This window comes from Lysobacter capsici, assembly GCF_014779555.2.
GTDB lineage: Bacteria > Pseudomonadota > Gammaproteobacteria > Xanthomonadales > Xanthomonadaceae > Lysobacter > Lysobacter capsici.
The window spans coordinates 338,615-355,553 of the sequence record NZ_CP094357.1; the positions used below are offsets into that span (position 1 = coordinate 338,615).

At 68.4% G+C, this 16,939-nt stretch carries 15 protein-coding genes; 12 read left to right on the forward strand and 3 right to left on the reverse strand.

Going from position 1 to position 16,939, the window contains the following annotated elements; all coding sequences use genetic code 11:
* Positions 1-84: 84 nt before the first annotated feature.
* Both IEQ11_RS01400 and IEQ11_RS01405 read right to left on the reverse strand, forming a co-directional pair.
* Positions 85-1,083 (reverse strand): uroporphyrinogen-III C-methyltransferase, encoded by a 999-nt coding sequence (locus tag IEQ11_RS01400; RefSeq protein WP_046658711.1) that lies wholly within the window; start codon positions 1,081-1,083, stop codon positions 85-87.
* A 135-nt stretch (positions 1,084-1,218) separates the two neighbouring features.
* Complete coding sequence (locus IEQ11_RS01405; RefSeq protein ID WP_191823197.1) at positions 1,219-2,070, reverse strand: uroporphyrinogen-III synthase; 852 nt, start codon at positions 2,068-2,070, stop codon at positions 1,219-1,221.
* A gap of 178 nt (positions 2,071-2,248) precedes the next feature.
* On the opposite strand from IEQ11_RS01405, the gene IEQ11_RS01410 reads away from it, so the two are divergent.
* The 5 genes from IEQ11_RS01410 (at position 2,249) to IEQ11_RS01430 (ending at position 5,755) form a co-directional block, all read left to right on the forward strand.
* Positions 2,249-2,707 (forward strand): YiiD C-terminal domain-containing protein, encoded by a 459-nt coding sequence (locus IEQ11_RS01410; protein ID WP_036107600.1) that lies wholly within the window; start codon positions 2,249-2,251, stop codon positions 2,705-2,707.
* 48 nt (positions 2,708-2,755) lie between these two features.
* Positions 2,756-3,178, forward strand: coding sequence for a hypothetical protein (locus IEQ11_RS01415; protein WP_036107603.1), 423 nt, complete (start codon positions 2,756-2,758; stop codon positions 3,176-3,178).
* A gap of 288 nt (positions 3,179-3,466) precedes the next feature.
* Positions 3,467-3,904 (forward strand): rhodanese-like domain-containing protein, encoded by a 438-nt coding sequence (locus IEQ11_RS01420; protein ID WP_036107606.1) that lies wholly within the window; start codon positions 3,467-3,469, stop codon positions 3,902-3,904.
* A 260-nt stretch (positions 3,905-4,164) separates the two neighbouring features.
* On the forward strand, positions 4,165-4,677 hold the full coding sequence (secB, locus tag IEQ11_RS01425) for a protein-export chaperone SecB (protein WP_036107609.1): 513 nt from the start codon (positions 4,165-4,167) through the stop codon (positions 4,675-4,677).
* Positions 4,678-4,708: 31 nt separating this feature from the next.
* Positions 4,709-5,755 (forward strand): NAD(P)H-dependent glycerol-3-phosphate dehydrogenase, encoded by a 1,047-nt coding sequence (locus IEQ11_RS01430; protein WP_036107612.1) that lies wholly within the window; start codon positions 4,709-4,711, stop codon positions 5,753-5,755.
* A gap of 270 nt (positions 5,756-6,025) precedes the next feature.
* On the opposite strand, the gene IEQ11_RS01435 is transcribed toward IEQ11_RS01430, so the two are convergent.
* On the reverse strand, positions 6,026-6,643 hold the full coding sequence (locus IEQ11_RS01435) for a porin (protein WP_036107614.1): 618 nt from the start codon (positions 6,641-6,643) through the stop codon (positions 6,026-6,028).
* Between the two features lie 355 nt (positions 6,644-6,998).
* Here IEQ11_RS01435 and IEQ11_RS01440 point away from each other — a divergent pair, with 355 nt between their 5' ends.
* The 7 genes from IEQ11_RS01440 to IEQ11_RS01470 all read left to right on the forward strand — a co-directional run bounded on the left by IEQ11_RS01440 (position 6,999) and on the right by IEQ11_RS01470 (position 16,933).
* Positions 6,999-7,754: a 2OG-Fe(II) oxygenase gene (locus tag IEQ11_RS01440; RefSeq protein ID WP_228464960.1), complete on the forward strand. Its 756-nt coding sequence runs from the start codon at positions 6,999-7,001 to the stop codon at positions 7,752-7,754.
* A 245-nt stretch (positions 7,755-7,999) separates the two neighbouring features.
* Complete coding sequence (locus IEQ11_RS01445; protein ID WP_191823195.1) at positions 8,000-8,782, forward strand: peptidoglycan-binding domain-containing protein; 783 nt, start codon at positions 8,000-8,002, stop codon at positions 8,780-8,782.
* Positions 8,783-9,031: 249 nt separating this feature from the next.
* Positions 9,032-11,305, forward strand: coding sequence for a TonB-dependent receptor (locus IEQ11_RS01450; protein ID WP_247024695.1), 2,274 nt, complete (start codon positions 9,032-9,034; stop codon positions 11,303-11,305).
* Complete coding sequence (locus tag IEQ11_RS01455; protein WP_191823193.1) at positions 11,302-12,060, forward strand: ABC transporter ATP-binding protein; 759 nt, start codon at positions 11,302-11,304, stop codon at positions 12,058-12,060. Before IEQ11_RS01450 ends, IEQ11_RS01455 begins: the two co-directional genes overlap by 4 nt.
* On the forward strand, positions 12,057-13,460 hold the full coding sequence (locus tag IEQ11_RS01460; protein WP_191823192.1) for a DUF3526 domain-containing protein: 1,404 nt from the start codon (positions 12,057-12,059) through the stop codon (positions 13,458-13,460). The genes IEQ11_RS01455 and IEQ11_RS01460 overlap by 4 nt, the downstream gene beginning before the upstream one ends.
* Positions 13,457-14,992, forward strand: coding sequence for a DUF3526 domain-containing protein (locus IEQ11_RS01465; protein WP_191823191.1), 1,536 nt, complete (start codon positions 13,457-13,459; stop codon positions 14,990-14,992). The genes IEQ11_RS01460 and IEQ11_RS01465 overlap by 4 nt, the downstream gene beginning before the upstream one ends.
* A gap of 3 nt (positions 14,993-14,995) precedes the next feature.
* A complete protein-coding gene (locus tag IEQ11_RS01470; RefSeq protein ID WP_191823190.1) occupies positions 14,996-16,933 on the forward strand; it encodes a TonB-dependent receptor domain-containing protein in 1,938 nt (645 codons plus the stop codon).
* Positions 16,934-16,939 lie beyond the last annotated feature (6 nt).

The following is a 16,939-nucleotide window of genomic DNA, read 5'->3' on the forward strand; positions in this document are numbered from 1 at the left end:
CCTTGCTCTGACTCGCGCGCCGGGAATCGCCCGGGCGCGCGCGTTGATGCATATGCGACGACGCTGGCGTGCGGTGCGGCCGGATCAGTGGGCCGTACGCAACTGGCGCAATTGCTGCAGTGTGGTGCCCAGGGTAGGAACCGAGAGTGAAAGCGGCAGCGCGGCGATTTCGCGCAACTGCGCAAGCTGCCGCTGCTGCACGGGCGAGGCGGCCGACAGGCGCTGCACCCAATACTCCGCGCGGCTCAGCGCGGTGCGCAAACCCGGCGCGTCGCGGCGTTCGGCGGCGGCGCGGGCCAGCGAGATTTCCAGTTGCAGGCCGGCCAGCGCGGCGGCGCGGTCGGTCGGGTGCGCGGCCACGGTGCGGTCGACCGGCTGGCTTTCGATCAAGGTGCCGAACGCGCGCTGCCACCACGGCGCCAGCACCGGCGCGGCGGCGCTGGCGGTGTCGGGCGGCAGGCTCAGGCCCTGGGCGAGCGCGTCGAGCTTGGCCATGGCCTGCACCCGCGGTTCGATCCCCAGTTCCTTGAGCGCGGCGGTTTCCTGCAGCAGGGTCTGGCGCAGGCTCAGGTAGGCCGGGTCGTCGATGCCGTCGAGCACGCCGCCGGCCAGGGCGTAGGCGCGGCGCGCGCCTTCCAGGTCGCCGGCGATCAGCAGGCGCTGCTGGCCCAGGCTCAGCAGCAGCTCGGTTTCGTCCAGGCGCATCGCCTGGGCGCCGTGGCGGTCCGGGTCGGCGAGCTTGGACACGCTGTCCTCGATCAGCGCGGCGCGCTGGCCGATCCCGTGCAGTTCATCGCGCAGCACGCGGTTGGTGCTGTCGGCCTGGACGATGCGGCGGTTCTGCGCGTCCTGATTGGTGCGCAAGGTGCTCAGGCGCTGGTCCAGCGCGTCCAGGCGCTGGTCGGCATCGGCTTCGGCGGCGAGTTCGCGCGCCTGCCGGTGCTGCCATTCGCGCCAGCCGTACCAACCGCCGCCGCCGAGGATCAGCAGCACGATCAGCAGCCACAGCCAGCCATTGGAGCCACGCCGCGGCGGCGCGGAAGCGGAGGGAGTCGAGGACACGGTATCGAGGGGGACGTTCATGACCCGGCCATGCTACCGGATGAGCGCATCAAGACCGCCTTGACGGCGCAAATGGCCGGCGGCTGGCGGGGCCGCCGATGGTGCGGCCGGCCGGGTCGGCGCCGGCGCTCATCGCCCGTGCGCGGGCGCGCGACCTCAATCGTCCTCGGACGACGCCCGCGGCTCCGGTTCGGTGAGCGTCGCCCCGGGCAGCAGCGCCAGCGCGGCCGGATCGAGCAGGTCCTCCGGCCGCGGTCCGGCCGCCACCGCGACCTCGGCGAAGCCCAGGCTCCGCGCCAGATCGGCCAGACGTTCGCTGGCCGCGCTGACGTTTACGCCGCGCAGCCGCGCCGCCGCGGCGTCGGGCAATTGCGCGAGCACCTGTTGCAAGGCCTCGCCGCTGGACAAGGCGAGCACGGCCGGCGCATCGAGTCCGATCACCTGCGCGATCGCGAAGCGCGACAAGATCGATGGCTCGCGTCGATAAATGTCGGCGCGCAACACGCGCGCGCCGCGTGCCTCGAACGCGGGCGCGAGCACGCCGCGTCCGCCCGGCGCTGTGATCAAGCCGACGCTGCTGCCGTGCAGTCGCTGCAACGACGGCAGATCGAGCAGACCTTCGCTGGTCATGCGTTCGGGCGATGCGACCTCATCGATGCCGATGTCGCGCAATCGCGCCGCGGTGCTTGCGCCGACCGCATACCAATGCTGATCCATGCGCCGCAGTGTGGAGCGCATCGACGGCGCATCGCTGCGCTGATCGGCCGCATGCAGATCGTGCAGCGCATGCGCTGCATTCGGGCTGGTGACGACGATATGCGTAGCGTCCAGTGCATCCGCCAGCGCGCGTCGCGCCGTAGCGTTGTTATGCGTATGCACCGACCAAGGTGACAGTTCGATCAATGCGCCGCCGTATCGTTTTGCTATCGCGCGCAATGCTTCATGCTCGTCGCTTGGGCGCAACGAGATCACGTACCATCGCGGCGGTTGTCGCGGCGTGCGGCTCATGCGATCAGCTTCGCACAGTGTCCGCATCGCGTGCAGTCGCGAACGGTCGCGGGCCGTCGCGATCGCGCGCGTCGACGCATCGCGCACAACGCGATGGGTTGCCATGAAGTCGTCATGTGTCCGCTCCAGGTTGCCGCTTTCATTCCGCCTTGTCCTTCCCCCAACGTAGCCAGTCCCGATGCCCTTAGATGCCGCTCAGCAACGTCTGCACCAGCACTACCAGTCCATGCCGCCGGTCGCGGCCATGCAGGTTTCCATCGCCGGCTACGACGGCGCGCGCCTGCGGCTGCATGCGCCGCTGGCGCATCACGTCAACGACAAGGGCTGCGCCTTCGGCGGCAGTCTGGCGTCGATGATGACCCTGGCCTCGTGGGGGCTGGTGTCGCTGGGGCTGGAACGCGCCGGGCTGCAGGCCGAGGTGTTCGTCGCCGACAGCCAGATCCGTTACCTCGCGCCGCTGTTCGCCGATCTGGAAGTGCATGCCGAGCTGGCGCCGGAGGCCGACTGGAACAGCTTCCTGGCCACCCTGCGCGAACGCCGCCGCGCCCGCACCTCGCTGGTCGCGCGCGCGCTGTTGCCCGAGGGCGGCATCGCGACCGAGTTCACCGCGCGCTACGTGGCCATCGCTAAGCCCTGACGGCGCAGGTAGGATGCACGCCGAACGTCCCATCCGCCGGAGTCCGCGATGCGCCTGCTGAAATTCGTGCTGCTGTCCTGCCTGTTCGCTTTCGCGCTGACCGCCTGCCAGACCACCGGCACCCAGAACAACAAGCTCAGCGAGATGCAGTACAACTACTCGGCGGCGATCCGCTGGGGCGATTTCGAGGGCGCGGTCAATCTGATGAAGCCCGAGCTGCGCGCCAAGATGGCGCCGACGCCGCTGCAGCTGGAGCGCTACAAGCAGATCCAGGTCTCCGGTTACGCCGACGTCGGCAGCAGCGCGGACAAGGAAAAGGGCACCGCGGTGCGCCTGGTCAACATCGGCGTGATCAACCGCCACACCCTGGCCGAGCGCAACGTGCGCTACACCGAGGCCTGGGAATGGGACCCGGAAATCAAGACCTGGTGGCTGATCAGCGGCCTGCCGGATTTCTGGGAAGGGCAGTAAGCCCCAGGTTTCTTCTGCATCGCCCGAATCCTTCTCCCGCTCGCGGGAGAAGGTGCCCGACAGGGCGGATGAGGGCACGCGGCTTGTTGGCCCCTCACCCCAACCCCTCTCCCGCACGCGGGAGAGGGGCTAAGCAATACCCGCGTTGGTTGCAGTGCGCCGCGTCGGCCACCGACCATCGCGCCCAGCCCCGTTTTGCTTGCCGGCCCGCCCTGGGCGACAATCGCCGCCCCGCGAGGGCCGTGCCGGCCTCCGCCCCGATTCGCCCCGTGCGTGAGTCCGCCTTCCGTGAGCTTTGATGAACTGCTGGCATTCGCCGGCCGCCACATGTACCTGTCGCTGGGCTTCGTCGGTCTGACCGTCGCCATCGTCTACACCGAGATCGCGCGCCTGTTCCGCGGCTACAAGGCCCTGCGCCCGGCCGAGCTGACCGCGCTGATCAACCGCGACAACGCCCTGGTGATCGACCTGTCGGCGAGCGGCGAGTTCGAAAAAGGCCATATCGCCGGCAGCCGCTCGGTCCAGGTCAGCCAGTTCGACCCGGAAAGCAAGCTGCTGGCCAACGCCAAGGCGCTGCCGGTGGTCGCGGTGTGCCGCACCGGCCAGGCCTCGGCCGACGCGGCCAAGCGGCTCAAGAAGGCCGGTTTCGAACAGGTCTATTGGCTCGACGGCGGCGTCCAGGCCTGGCAGCAGGCCGATCTGCCGCTGATCAAGGGCCGCGGCTGAACCGGGCCGCCATAACGAGTCGGTCGTCGCGCAAACCGGCCGCGTGTCGCGAATACGCCACGCGCCGCGCCCACACTGCCTCAATCCGTGAGCGATTGCCGCCCGTGCCCTTGATTGGCGCCGGGCCCGCCTCAATTCACTCGATTCGTCGTCGATGACGGGCCGCAGGGGCGAACCCGGCCGGGCGTTTGGTCCCGGTCCGCGCGAGCGGGCATAATCGACCTCTTTTCCGATTTCAATTCCGCTGGGGGAGTCACCCGATGTCCGAAGAAAACGTCAACGGCGCAGTAGCGCCGGCCGAAGCCGCAACCGGCCCCGCGTTCACCGTCGAGAAGATCTACGTCAAGGACGTGTCCTTCGAGGTGCCCAATGCCCCGGCGGTGTTCGCCGAGACCGCGCAGCCGCAGCTGCAGCTGAACCTGTCGCAGAACGTCCAGCGCGTCGGCGAGAACGCCTATGAAGTCGTGCTCGGCGTGACCCTGACCTGCACCGCCAACGACAAGTCGATGTACCTGGCCGAAGTGAAGCAGGCCGGCGTGTTCGGCCTGGTCGGCTTCGACGCCCAGACCCTGGACGCGATGCTCGGCACCCACTGCCCGAACGTGCTGTACCCGTACGCGCGCCAGCTGGTCAGCGACCTGATCCAGGCCGGCGGCTTCCCGCCGTTCTTCCTGCAGCCGATCAACTTCGACGCGCTGTACGCCGAAGGCATGCGCCAGCGCGCCCAGGGCGGCGACAACCTCGCCGACGCGGAAACCGCCGGCAACGCCTGAGTCCGATCACTTTCAGGGCCCGCCCGCGCGCATGAATTCACCCGCCTCGGCCACCACGGCTCCGAAACCGCGCATCGCGGTGCTCGGCGCCGGCTCCTGGGGCACCGCGCTCGCGGCCCTGATCGCCCGTCACGGTCATCCGACCGTGCTGTGGGGCCGCGACGCCGACGGCGCCGCGGCCATCGACACGCTTCACGAAAACCCGCGTTACCTGCCGGGCATCGCCCTGCCCGAATCCTTGCGCGCGACCACCGATCTGGCGGCCGCGCTCAAGGACGCCGACCTGGTGCTGGTGGTCGTGCCCTCGCACGCCTTCGCCGAAACCCTGCGCCAGCTGGCGCCGCACCGGCCGCCGCACGCCGGCGTGGCCTGGGCGACCAAGGGCTTCGAACCCGGCAGCGGCCGCTTTCTGCATGAAGTCGCCGGCGAAGTGCTCGGCGCGGACGTGCCGCTGGCGGTGGTCACCGGCCCCTCGTTCGCCAAGGAAGTCGCGCAGGGCCTGCCGACCGCGCTGACCGTGCATTCCGACGACGCGGCGTTCGCCCAGTCGGTGGCCGATGCGCTGCACGGTCCGGCGTTTCGCGCCTACACCGGCGACGACATGCTCGGCGCCGAGCTCGGCGGCGCGATGAAGAACGTGCTCGCGGTCGCCACCGGCGTCGCCGACGGCATGCAGCTCGGCCTCAACGCGCGCGCCGGCCTGATCACCCGCGGTCTCAACGAAATGCTGCGCCTGAACCAGGCGATCGGCGGCCAGCCCGAGACCCTGATGGGCCTGGCCGGTCTCGGCGATCTGGTCCTGACCTGCACCGGCGATCTGTCGCGCAACCGCCGCCTGGGCCTGGCCCTCGGCCGCGGCCAGTCGATCGAAGACGCGGTGCGCGAGATCGGCCAGGTGGTCGAATCGGTGCAGACCGCCGACGAAGTCATGCGCCAGGCCGAACGTCACGGCATCGAATTGCCGATCTCCAACGCGGTGCGCGCGGTGCTGCACGGCGAAATCACCCCGGCCGACGGCTTGCGCAAGCTGCTGTCGCGCGAACAGAAGCCCGAGTACCCGACCGACCTGTTCGGTTGAGCCGTCGCTTACGGCGTTGATGCGTCAGCGGGCTGACGCACGTCGGAACCATCGCTTTGATCGACAACGCGGCCATCGCCGCGTCGGGCTTGCGTGCGCGCGATGTCTCGATCGGTGACGCGCGCGGCGGCGACTCGATGCGATCGTCGGCCACGATTTCGCGACGCAAAAAAAGAGCCCGGCTTTTCAGCCGGGCTCGATCGCGACGATTCAGGGGGAGAGAGAGAGAAGAATCGCGATTGGTGCGGAGTGCTGGTCGGTAGCGCTTTCTTAGAAGCTGAAGCGCGGCCCGACGAAGAACTCTTTTTCGCCGCCGTCGAGGAACTTGGCGTCGGCGGTGATGCCCCAGCTCTGGTTGAACTTCACCAAGGTGCCGACGCGACCGTAGAACTTGCCGTCGTAGCCCTTGTCGTAGTCCTGGTAACCGGCCAGTGCGTAGCCTTCCCAATTCGGGGTGAGGGTGCCGCGAACGCCGGCTTCGACGCTGCCGCCCTTGATCTTGTCGCTGATGCTCAGGCCGTTCACGTCGGCCTTGCTCTGCTGGTACGCGATGCGGGTCAGCAGGTCGACGCGCTTGGTCAGTTCGTGGTTGTAGCCCACGCCCAGGTTCCAGTTGTCGACATCGATGCTCGGGGTGCGGAACACGCCGTTGCCGACGAAGATGTTCTTCGCGTCGGTTTCCTGCTTGCTGTAACCGCCGAACACATGGAAGTTCGGAGCGAACGCGTAGGAGCCGTTGACGGCCCAGCCGTCGGAGTCGGCGAAGCTCGACTTGGCGTCGGTCTTGGCGTAACCGGCTTCGACGTAGTTGTAGGAAACGCCTTCGGCCGCCGAAGCGGCGAACGGAATGGCGGCGGCGAGGGTGAGGGCAAGCAATGCGCGCTTCATAAAGGTCATAGCCTCTTTATTGGTTTTATTCCGAATCTCGCGCCTCGCGAGAGGCATCCAATGGATTCGGTGTGCGCAGTATCGTCATCGCGCTTCAATCGAAGCTGAATTTTCCGGGGGTTTTTACAGGAACTAAACGTTCTGCTTACGGTACTTGGACATTTTCTAGCCCATTGGTCATGGATTTTTTCGAGTTTCGAAATCCATTTGCGCGGCATTCTTGCTCGCGGCTGAATATGCACACGACACATTCGGCAAGGTCGGCGATGAAACCCGCGCCACGGCGCAAGCAGCGGATATCCGGCGCGCGCGAATGCGCGAATCATCGATGACATTCGTCATGCATGGCAGCCGTATGAACGCCGACCAAATCGAAGCCGACACAGTCTCGTCGCAAACAGACGAAACGCCGATCCGCCACGTCGATCGCCGCGACTGGGCCGCGCTGGCTGCCTCGCTCGATGCCAGCGGCCATGCGCTGTTGCCCGGCGTGTTGAGTCCGGCGCAATGCGAAGCGCTGGCGCGCGGCTACGACGACGAGGCGCTCTATCGCAGCCGGGTGGTGATGGCGCGGCACGGCTTCGGCCGCGGCGAATACCGATATTTCCGTTATCCCTTGCCGTCGCCGCTGCACGACCTGCGCGAAGCGTTTTATCCGCATCTGGCGCGCATCGCCCAGGGCTGGAACGAAAAGCTCGGTCAGGACCTGGAGTATCCGCCGACGCTGCAGGGCTTCCTCGACCGCTGCCACGCCGCGGGGCAGACCCGGCCCACGCCGTTGCTGTTGCGCTACCGCGCCGGCGATTACAACTGCCTGCATCAGGATCTGTACGGCGAGCACGTGTTCCCGCTGCAGCTGGCGATTCTGCTGTCCGAGCCCGGACGCGATTTCGAAGGCGGCGAGTTTGTGTTGACCGAGCAACGGCCGCGCATGCAGTCGCGGGTCGAGGTGGTGCCGCTGCGCCAGGGCGATGCGGTGGTGTTCGCGGTCAACCAGCGGCCGGTACGCGGCGCGCGCGGCTATTACCGGGTGGTGATGCGGCATGGCGTGAGCCGGCTGCGCGCGGGCGAGCGGCATACCCTCGGGGTGATCTTTCACGATGCGACCTGAGCCGCGCGGGCGCGCGCCGCGATCGATGCATTGGCCGTCGCGCGCCGAATGATGCAAATCCGAACACCTCCACGTTGACCGTCCGCGCCGGCCTGTGGCGTTGGCTATGAGGTCGCGGCCTCGCGCATGAGCGCGCGCTGCCGCCGCGAACACCACGACGACCGCCGATGCGCGGCGCATGCCCGCGTGGCGCATGCCGCGGTTCGTCGTGCTCATGGACGCAGTAGCCGACAGGGAGTAAGGCCATGGCTTTGCAGGATCAGACTTATGTGCGCCGCGAGCTGGAGTTCCCGGGCGCGCTGACCAACGGCGCCAGCGGAGCGGGGACCCGGCGCATCCAGGAATGGCTGGGCTTTCACGGCAACGGCACGCCGATCGACGGCAAGTTCGGCCCGGCGACGAACCGCGCGATCGAAGCGTTCGCCGCGCGCAAGCAGATCGCTTACGCCGGCAGCCTGACTCAGCAGGTATGGAACGCGCTGGTCGAGCCGATGGCGCGCGTGGTGGCCTTGCCGGCGAGCGCGCCGAGCAAGCCGTATCCGCAACTGGTGCGCTGGTTCGCCGAGCAGCATCTGGCGGCGCATCCGGTCGAACTCGGCGGCGCCAATCGCGGCCCGTGGGTGCGCCTGTACATGAAGGGCAGCGAGGGCGACGCCATGCTGTGGTGCGCGGGCTTCGTCAGCACCGTGCTGCAGCAGGCGGCCGACAAGGCCGGGCGCAGCGCGCCGATCGCCGGCAGCTTCGGCTGCGACGAACTCGCCCGTCAGGCCAAGGACGCCGGCCGCTTCGTCGCGGGCAAGTCGGTGGTCAGCGGGAGTCCCGGGTTCGCCGCGCTCGGCGCCTGCGGCATCTTCCTGGTGCGCAAGACCGCGAGCGACTGGGTCCATACCGGCTTCGCCTTCGATGGCGATGGCGAAAGTTTTCTGAGCATCGAGGGCAACACCGACCACAAGGGTTCGGCCAACGGTTTCGAAGTGGCCAAGCGCACCCGGCGCTGCGCTTCGAACGATTTCATCCGGCTCGGCTGAGTTCGCTCACCGGGCACGCTTGGGCCGGTTCGGCTGGTTCGCCCGAGTCTCGCCACCGTTGTCGTGTTTGGCCCCCACGGCCCGCGCTTCTCTTTGGAGCGCGGGCCGTTCGCGTTGCTGAGTCTGCTTCGCTCAGCCAGACGAAATCTTGACGATGCGTATTGACGTGCCCCGCACCGCGACTTACATTGCGGTCGAATTGAAATAATATAACGTTTCAATTCACACTTCTTCGGGGCGCAGATCACAGTGAGCAAATGCAGTCAGGGCGACCGCCCAGGGGCGGTCTACATAGCGCGGGCGATGCTCGCGTGCGCGGTCGTGGCGGCCTTGCCGGCCCACGCGCAGGACGTCGCCACGCCCGGCGGTCGGGCCGACACCGCGACCAGTGGCGCGGCCAGCGAATCGGCCGGCGGCGCCTCGCCCAAGCTGCTCGACCGGATCACGGTCGAAGGCGTCGCCACCCCGGCGACCTCGCTCGACAGCCCCAACAGCACCGGCTCGCGGCTGGGCCTGAGCGCGCGCGAGACCCCGGCCATGGTCGAGGTCCTGAGCCAGGACCAGATCCAGGCGCGCGGCCTGCGCGGCAGCGTGGAAGCGCTCAACGCCGCGCCCGGGGTGCTGGCCGGGCAACTGCCGTCGTCGCCGGGCATGACCTCGATGCGCGGCTTCAGCGGCGGCGCGATCGCGCTGCTGGTCGATGGCGTGCGCCAGACGGCGGCGCCGTTGATCACCCGCGACTTCGACAGCTGGAGTTTCGAGCGCATTGAAGTGCTCAAGGGCCCGGCCTCGGTGCTGTACGGCGAAGGCGCGCTGGCCGGCGCGATCAATCTGGTGCCCAAGCGGCCGAACTTCGACGGCAGTGCGTTTTCCGCGCTGGCCGGCTGGGGCAGCTTCGGTAGCCAGCGTTATGCGCTCGACGCGAACTTGCCGGTCGGCGACGACCTCGCCCTGCGCGCGGTCGTCAGCCGTCGCAGCGGCGACGGCTATGTCGACGGCACCGCCAGCGATGCGACCTCGGCCACTGTGGCCGCGCTCTGGAAGCCGAGCGACACGCTCGACATCGACATCGCCCTGGATCACTTCGAGGACGACTACGACACCGCGTACTGGGGCACGCCGCTGATCCCGGCGGCGATCGCGCGCGATCCCAGCGGCCTGGTCCGCACCGGCAACGGTCTGGTGCTGGACAAGGCCATTGCCGACCGCAACTACAACGTCGGCAACGGCGTGCAGGGCGGGCGCAGCGACTGGTTGCGCACGCGGGTCGCCTGGCAGCTCGGCGACGGCCTGCGTTTCAGCAACGAATTCAGTTATTACGACGCGCATCGGCGCTGGTTGAATTCGGAGACGTATACCTACAACGGGCGCAGCGGCTTGCTCGATCGCGGCACCACCCGGATCGAGCACGATCATCAGTTCTGGAACGAGCGGGCGACGCTGTTCTCGGACGCGATCATCGGCGGGCGGCGCAACCGGGCTTCGGTTGGGGTCGAATTCACCGACGGCGACTTCGCGGTGATGCGCCGTTTCGGCACCACCACCGCGGTCGATCCGTTCGCGCCGGTACGCGGCCAGGTTTCTTTCGACGACAACGCGATCAATTTCCCGGGCGCCGGCAATCGGGTCGATTTCGATTCGAATACGCGGGTGGCGTCGTTGTTCCTCGAAGACGCGCTCAACCTGACCCCGCGCTGGCTGCTGCTGGCCGGGCTGCGCTACGACCGGATCGAACTCGAACGCAGCATCCGCGACTTGAACACCGGCAGCGTGAGCCGCTTCGAACGTCGCTACGAGCCCTTGTCGTGGCGACTGGGCACGGTGTTCGATCTGACGCCGAAGACGCAGCTGTTCGCCCAGTACAGCGAAGCGGTCGCGCCGGTCGGCAGCCTGCCGTTGCTGTCGTTGGCGAACTCGCGGTTCGAGTTGACCCACGGCCGCGCGGTCGATGTCGGAATCAAGAGTTCGTTCTGGCAGGACCGCGTCGATCTGAGTCTGGGCGGTTACTGGATCGAACAGGACGATATCGTCACCCGCGACCCGGCCAACGCCAATGTGTCGATCCAGGGCGGCCGGCAATCCTCGCGCGGCATCGAGCTGTCGGCCTCGGCCGCGCTGACCCGCGCGCTGCGGGTGGACGCGAGCGTGGCGGTGCTGGATGCGCGCTTCGATGAGCTGCGCGAGGCCGGCGGCGTGAATCGCGCCGGCAATGTTCCGCCGAACGTGCCCGAACGCGTGGCCAACCTGTTCGCGAGTTATCGCTTCGAAGGCGTGCCCATCACCCTCGGCGGCGGCGCGCGTCATGTCGGCGCGTTCTACACCAACAACGCCAACAGCATCCGCGTCGCCGCGCACACGGTGTGGGACGCGTCGGTCGCGTACCGCTTGCCGTTCGGCGAGATCGCGCTGTTCGGACGCAATCTGACCGACGAGTTTTACGCCGACTGGTCCGGAGGCGCGACCGACCAGATCGTGATCGGCGCGCCGCGCAGCGTCGAGCTGACTTTCAAGGTGAATCTATGAGCCTGTTGCAAGCGCCGCCGAGCCCGCGGCAAACCCCGACCTTGCAGATCCATGCGGTGCGCAAGGACTTCGGCGACCGGCATGCGCTGGAGGCCTTGTCGATGACGATCGCGCCGGGCGAGGTGTACGCCTTGCTCGGCCCGAACGGCGCGGGCAAGACCACCACGCTCAATCTGATCCTGGGTTTTCTGACGCCCGAGTCGGGCCATATCGAAGTCGCCGACGTGCGCGTGGAACGCGATCCGCTGGGCGCGCGCGCCAAGATCGCGTACTTGCCGGAAACGGTGATGCTGCATCCGACCCTGAGCGCGATCGAGAACCTGAGCTACTTCGCCCTGCTCGGCGGACGCCGGCTCGACGAGGCGCAGGCGCGCGCGTTGCTCAGCGAAGCGGGCTTGCAGGACGAAGCGCATGCGCGTCGCGCCGCCGGTTTTTCCAAGGGCATGCGGCAAAAAGTCGGGCTGGCGATCGCGCTGGCCAAGAACGCGCAACTGCTGTTGCTGGACGAACCGACCTCGGGCCTGGACGCGAGCGCGGCCAACGATCTGTCGCAGGGCGTACGAGCGGCGTCGCGGCGCGGCATCGCGGTGTTGATGGCGACCCACGATCTGTATCGGGTCAAAGACGTCGCCCATCGGCTCGGCATCCTGCGCGCCGGCCGATTGCTGACCGAGCGCCACACCGCCGAGTTGTCGGCCGCGCAGATCGAGTCCTTGTATCTCGAATTGCTGGCGGTGGACGGGCAGGCCGCATGAGCGCGTCGCTGACCCGCTTCGAGTGGACCTTGCTGCGCCGCGACCGGCGCGCGTGGTGGGCGTTGCTGTGCCTGGGCGCGCTGGTGCTGATCGCGTTCGCGGTCGATCTGTCGGCGATCGCCGGCGCCAACGCGGCCAAGGCCGAGGTCGCCCACGCCGAACGCGCGCGCTGGCTCGGCCAGGGCGAGAAAGATCCGCATTCGGCCGCGCACTACAGCATCTTCGCGTTCAAGCCCACGCCGGTGCTGGCCGCGCTCGATCTGGGCGTGGAGCCCTTCGTCGGCCAGACCGTGTGGCTGGAGGCGCACGTGCAGAACGACATGCTGTATCGGCCGCAAGGCGACGCCTCGGCCTTGCAACGCGCCGGTCTCACAAGTCCGGCCGGATTGCTGATCGGGTTCGCGCCGCTGGTCGCGTTCCTGCTCGCGTTCACCGCGGTGGCGATGGACCGCGAACGCGGCACCTTGCGGCTGGCGCTCGGCGCGGCGTTGCGGCCGCGCGCGATCGTGATGAGCAAGGCGCTGGCGATCTGGCTGGCTTTGGTCGCGACCTTGGTCGCGCCGGTGACGCTCGCGGCGACGATCGCGGCGGCGGCGCTGGACGCGTTCGACGGCGATATCGCGCTGCGGCTGTTGCTATGGGCCGGTGCGATGTCGCTGTATCTCGCGGTGCTGACCGCGGTCGGGGTGACAGTATCGATGCTGGCCGGCAGCGTGCGCGGCGCGCTCGCGCTGCTGTTCGGGCTGTGGATCGTGTTCGGCCTGGCCTTGCCGCGCTGGGCCAACAGCGCGGTCGAACGCGCGCAGCCGCTGCCGTCGTCGCAGGCGGTCAAGCAGCAGTTGATCGATCAGGCGCCGTCGTTCTGGACCGCCGAGGACGCGAAGAAACATCAGGCCGCCTTGCTGGCCAAGTACGGCGCACGCAGCAAGCAGGAGCTGAGCGTGGACTTGCGCGGCGCCGAGCTGGATCTGAGCGAGCGTCATTCGCACGAAGTCTTCGATCGCGTGCTCGGCGGCTTCTACGACCAGGTCGAAGCGCAGGACCGCGCCTATGCCGCGATGGGCTGGCTGTCGCCGATGGCGGCGATGCAGAGTCTGTCGCCGCTGCTCGCCGGCAGCGACTTCGTCCATCACCGCGGTTTCATCGACGGCGCCGAGCGTTACCGCCGCGCCCTGGTCAATCGCATGAATCAGGACGTGATGGCGCATCCGCTCAACGGCGAACAGGCGCGACACACCGCCGGCGAATCGCTGTGGGCGCAGATACCCGAGTTCCGCCATCAACCGCCGCGTCTGGGCGCGGCATGGGGCAATGCCGCCGCGGCGCTGTTCGCATTGCTGGGCTGGAGCGTGCTGGCCTTGGCCGGGTTGCTGTGGACGGCGCGGAGGATGAAGCCATGAGCGCGATCGCACACGAGGCCGGTCGCTTGCGCGCGGCCGAGACCGCGCCGGTGACGGTGGGTTTCAGCACGCTGCTGGCCTGGGAACTGCGCCATATCGGCCGCCAGCGCCTGCTGTGGATGGTGCTGGTGTTGCTCGGCCTGGCGATGCTGTGGGGCGCGTACAGCGGCGCGAGCCTGCATCGCGCGCAGACCGCGGCGATCGCGCGCAGTCACGCCGCCGATGCGGCCTGGACCGCGCAGATCCGCGAGCGCGCGCGCCGCTATGCCGAGCCGGCCGAAAGCCCGGTGCCGTATTGGCAGGACCCGACCGACGTGGCCGGTTTCAGCCGCTATTTCCTGCGCGCGCAGAGCGACAAGCCGCATCTGCCGTTGTCGCCGCTCGCGGTCGGGATCAGCGACCTGATGCCCAGCCGCCTGCCGGTCAAGCTGGAAACGCCGTTCGGCGCCGAGCCCGCGTACGACTTCGAAAATCCGCGCGGGCTCGGGCTCGGCCGGTTCGATCTGGGCTTCGTGCTGATCTATCTGTTGCCGGTGGCGACGATCCTGTTGATCGGTCTGCTGTCCACGTTCGAACGCGATCACGGCATGTTGCGGCTGATCGCCGCGCAGCGGGTCGGGCCGCGGGCGTGGCTCGGCGCGCGCGTCGCCGCGATCTTCGCCTGGCTCGCGCCGGCGACGCTGGCGTTGTTGTTGTTGAGTCTGTTGTTCGCCGGGGTCGACGCGACTGCGGCGATGCCGGAACTGTTCGCGTCGGCGGCACTGGTGGTGGCCTACCTGTCGTTCTGGGCCACGCTGGGATTCGTCGTGGTGTCGGCATGGCCCAGCGCCGCCGGCGCGATCAGCCTGATGGGCGCGCTGTGGGCGGCGCTGGTGATCGGTGTGCCGCTGCTCGGCAGCGCATGGGCCGATCGTCTGGGCGATGCGCCTACGCCGGTGGCCTATGTCGATGCGCAACGCCGCGCCAACGATGCGATCGGCAGCGAGCGCGACGCGATCGTGACCGCGATGTTTCGCGCGCGCGCCGATCTGGCCGCAGCGACCGATCGCGTCGCGAAGATCGATTACGCGACCCGCATGACCTTCCTGGCGCCCGAGCTGGAGCGACGGCTGGCGCCGTTGCGCGATCGTCAGCTGGCGGCGCGCGCGGCGCGCGAACGCGTGTCGGACTGGGCCGGCTATGTGTCGCCGTCGCTCGGCCTGGAGCAGGCGCTGTCGGTGCTCGCCGGCACCGACAGCGATCGGCATCGGCGTTTCGAGCAGCAGACCCGCGCCTACCAGCTGCGCCTGCGCGATTGGTTCTATCCGCGCATCCAGCGCGAGATCGCCACGCCGACGCCGCGACCGCCCAACAGCTACGGACGAATGAACTTCGCCGAGTACGACGCCATCCCGGTCTACCTCGGCGCCGAACTGCCGGCGTCGGCGCGGGTCGCCGCGACCTTGCCGTTCGCGGCCTGGCTGTTGCTGTTGGCCGCGCTGCTGACCGGCTTGGCGTTGCGGCGGTTGCGGCGCTGGCCGACGGAGCTTTGATCGATGAAACAACGTCATGGATGGATCTGGAGTCTGAGCGGCGCGCTGGCCCTGGCCGGCAGCGCGCACGCGCAGCGCGCCGGCGACAACGCGGTGACCGCGGCCGAGGACGCGTTCGGCGCGACCCTCGGCAACGAAACCATCGGCCTGTACAGCAGCAAGCAAGTGCGCGGATTTTCGCCGGTGGACGCCGGCAACGTGCGCATGGACGGGGTGTACTTCGATCGCCAGGGCACGGTGCCGCCGGCGCTGGTCGAAGGCTCCACCATCCGGGTCGGTCTGTCGGCGCTGAACTATCCGTTCCCGGCGCCGACCGGCATCGTCGACTATCGCTTGAAGAAGGCCGGCGACGAACGCGTGATCAGCGTGCTCGCCGCGCTCAATGCCTACGGCGCGCCGGCGCTGGAACTGGATGCGAAACTGCCGATCGTCGATCAGCGCTTCGGCCTGGCCGGCAATATCTCGTTCGCGCGCGAGGAGTACTACGACGGCGCCGATGCGCGCTATGTGCGCGCCGGCCTGGTGCCGCGCTGGCGGCCGACCGAGAACATCGAGATCCTGCCGTTCTGGAGCATCTCGCGCGGCCGCGACGAAGAGGTCGCGCCGACCATCATCACCTCGGGCAATCACCTGCCGCCGAAGATCGCGCGGCGTCGGCATTTCGGCCAGAGCTGGTCGGACAACGAATACGACAGCCGCAACTACGGCGTGCTCGGCAAGGCGCGCTTCGGCAACAACTGGGCGCTGGCCGGCGGCGTGTTCCGTTCGATCAACAACCAGCCCAGCGGCTTTGCCGAATTGTTCGTCGAAACCACAGCCGATGGCATGACCCGCGAGAAGGTGATCGCCGATCCGCGCCAGCGCTACGCCTCGACCAGCGGCGAGTTGCGCCTGAGCCGCAGTTTCAGCGAAGGCCCGCGCCTGCACGTGCTGCATCTGGCGCTGCGCGGGCGCAGTCTCGACAGCGAGTACGGCGGCTCGGCCGACGCGATCGATTACGGCTGGCGCCGGCTCGGCGAACCGCGGCCGATGCCTCAACCCGACAGTTTCGAATTCGGCGCGCGCACCCGCGATCACGTCGAACAATGGACCGGCGGGCTGGCCTACGAAGGCCGTTGGCGCGATGTCGGCGAGTTGAGCGTCGGCGTGCAGCGCAGTCGCTATCGCAAGAGCGTCGATCAACCTGGTCTGCCGCGCACCTCGTCGCGCGACGATCCGTGGCTGCCGAACGCGACCGCGTCGGTGTACTTGAACAAGTCGCTGGCCTTGTACGCCGGCCACACCCGTGGCCTGGAGGAAAGCGGGATCGCGCCGGACGACGCGGCCAACCGCAACCAGGCGCTGGCGGCGATCCGCACCCGCCAGACCGACGCCGGCCTGCGCTGGGCCTTCGCCGACAACATGAAACTGGTGGCCGGCGCGTTCGACGTGCGCAAGCCGTACTTCACCACCGACGAGAACAACGTGTATGGCGCGATCGGCGAAGTGCGCCATCGCGGGCTCGAGCTGAGCCTGAGCGGACGGCCGATCGACAGCCTGAGCCTGGTCGCCGGCGCGGTGCTGATGCGTCCGCGCGTGAGCGGCGAAGCGGTGCGGCTGGGGCGCGTCGGCGATCGTCCGATCGGCCAGACCGAACGGGTGCTGCGCAGCGATCTGGAGTACCGCCCGCCGATGCTGCCGGGCTGGTCGTTCGATCTGGCGATGAGCCACTACGGCGAACGCGTCGCCTCGCGCGACGGCTTCAACCGGGTGCCGGCCTACACCCTGGTCGATGTCGGCGCGCGCTATCGCTTCAAGCTCGGTTCGGCGCCGGCGAGCTTGCGCCTGCTGGTCGCCAACGCGGGCGACACCTACACCTGGACCATCTACGGCAACAACAGTTTCGGCCTGACCGACGGGCGGCGCTACGTGGCGCAGCTGGCGGTGGATTTCGACGGCTGACCGATC

Coding starts and splice junctions, on each gene's coding strand:
- IEQ11_RS01465 (WP_191823191.1), top strand. CDS start 13,457: ATGAGCGCGATCGCACACGAGGCCGGTCGCTTGCGCGCGGCCGAGACC.
- secB (WP_036107609.1), top strand. CDS start 4,165: ATGTCCGAAGAAAACGTCAACGGCGCAGTAGCGCCGGCCGAAGCCGCA.
- IEQ11_RS01435 (WP_036107614.1), bottom strand. CDS start 6,643: ATGAAGCGCGCATTGCTTGCCCTCACCCTCGCCGCCGCCATTCCGTTC.
- IEQ11_RS01455 (WP_191823193.1), top strand. CDS start 11,302: ATGAGCCTGTTGCAAGCGCCGCCGAGCCCGCGGCAAACCCCGACCTTG.
- IEQ11_RS01440 (WP_228464960.1), top strand. CDS start 6,999: ATGAACGCCGACCAAATCGAAGCCGACACAGTCTCGTCGCAAACAGAC.
- IEQ11_RS01400 (WP_046658711.1), bottom strand. CDS start 1,083: ATGAACGTCCCCCTCGATACCGTGTCCTCGACTCCCTCCGCTTCCGCG.
- IEQ11_RS01470 (WP_191823190.1), top strand. CDS start 14,996: ATGAAACAACGTCATGGATGGATCTGGAGTCTGAGCGGCGCGCTGGCC.
- IEQ11_RS01460 (WP_191823192.1), top strand. CDS start 12,057: ATGAGCGCGTCGCTGACCCGCTTCGAGTGGACCTTGCTGCGCCGCGAC.
- IEQ11_RS01415 (WP_036107603.1), top strand. CDS start 2,756: ATGCGCCTGCTGAAATTCGTGCTGCTGTCCTGCCTGTTCGCTTTCGCG.
- IEQ11_RS01405 (WP_191823197.1), bottom strand. CDS start 2,070: ATGAGCCGCACGCCGCGACAACCGCCGCGATGGTACGTGATCTCGTTG.
- IEQ11_RS01410 (WP_036107600.1), top strand. CDS start 2,249: ATGCCCTTAGATGCCGCTCAGCAACGTCTGCACCAGCACTACCAGTCC.
- IEQ11_RS01445 (WP_191823195.1), top strand. CDS start 8,000: ATGGCTTTGCAGGATCAGACTTATGTGCGCCGCGAGCTGGAGTTCCCG.
- IEQ11_RS01430 (WP_036107612.1), top strand. CDS start 4,709: ATGAATTCACCCGCCTCGGCCACCACGGCTCCGAAACCGCGCATCGCG.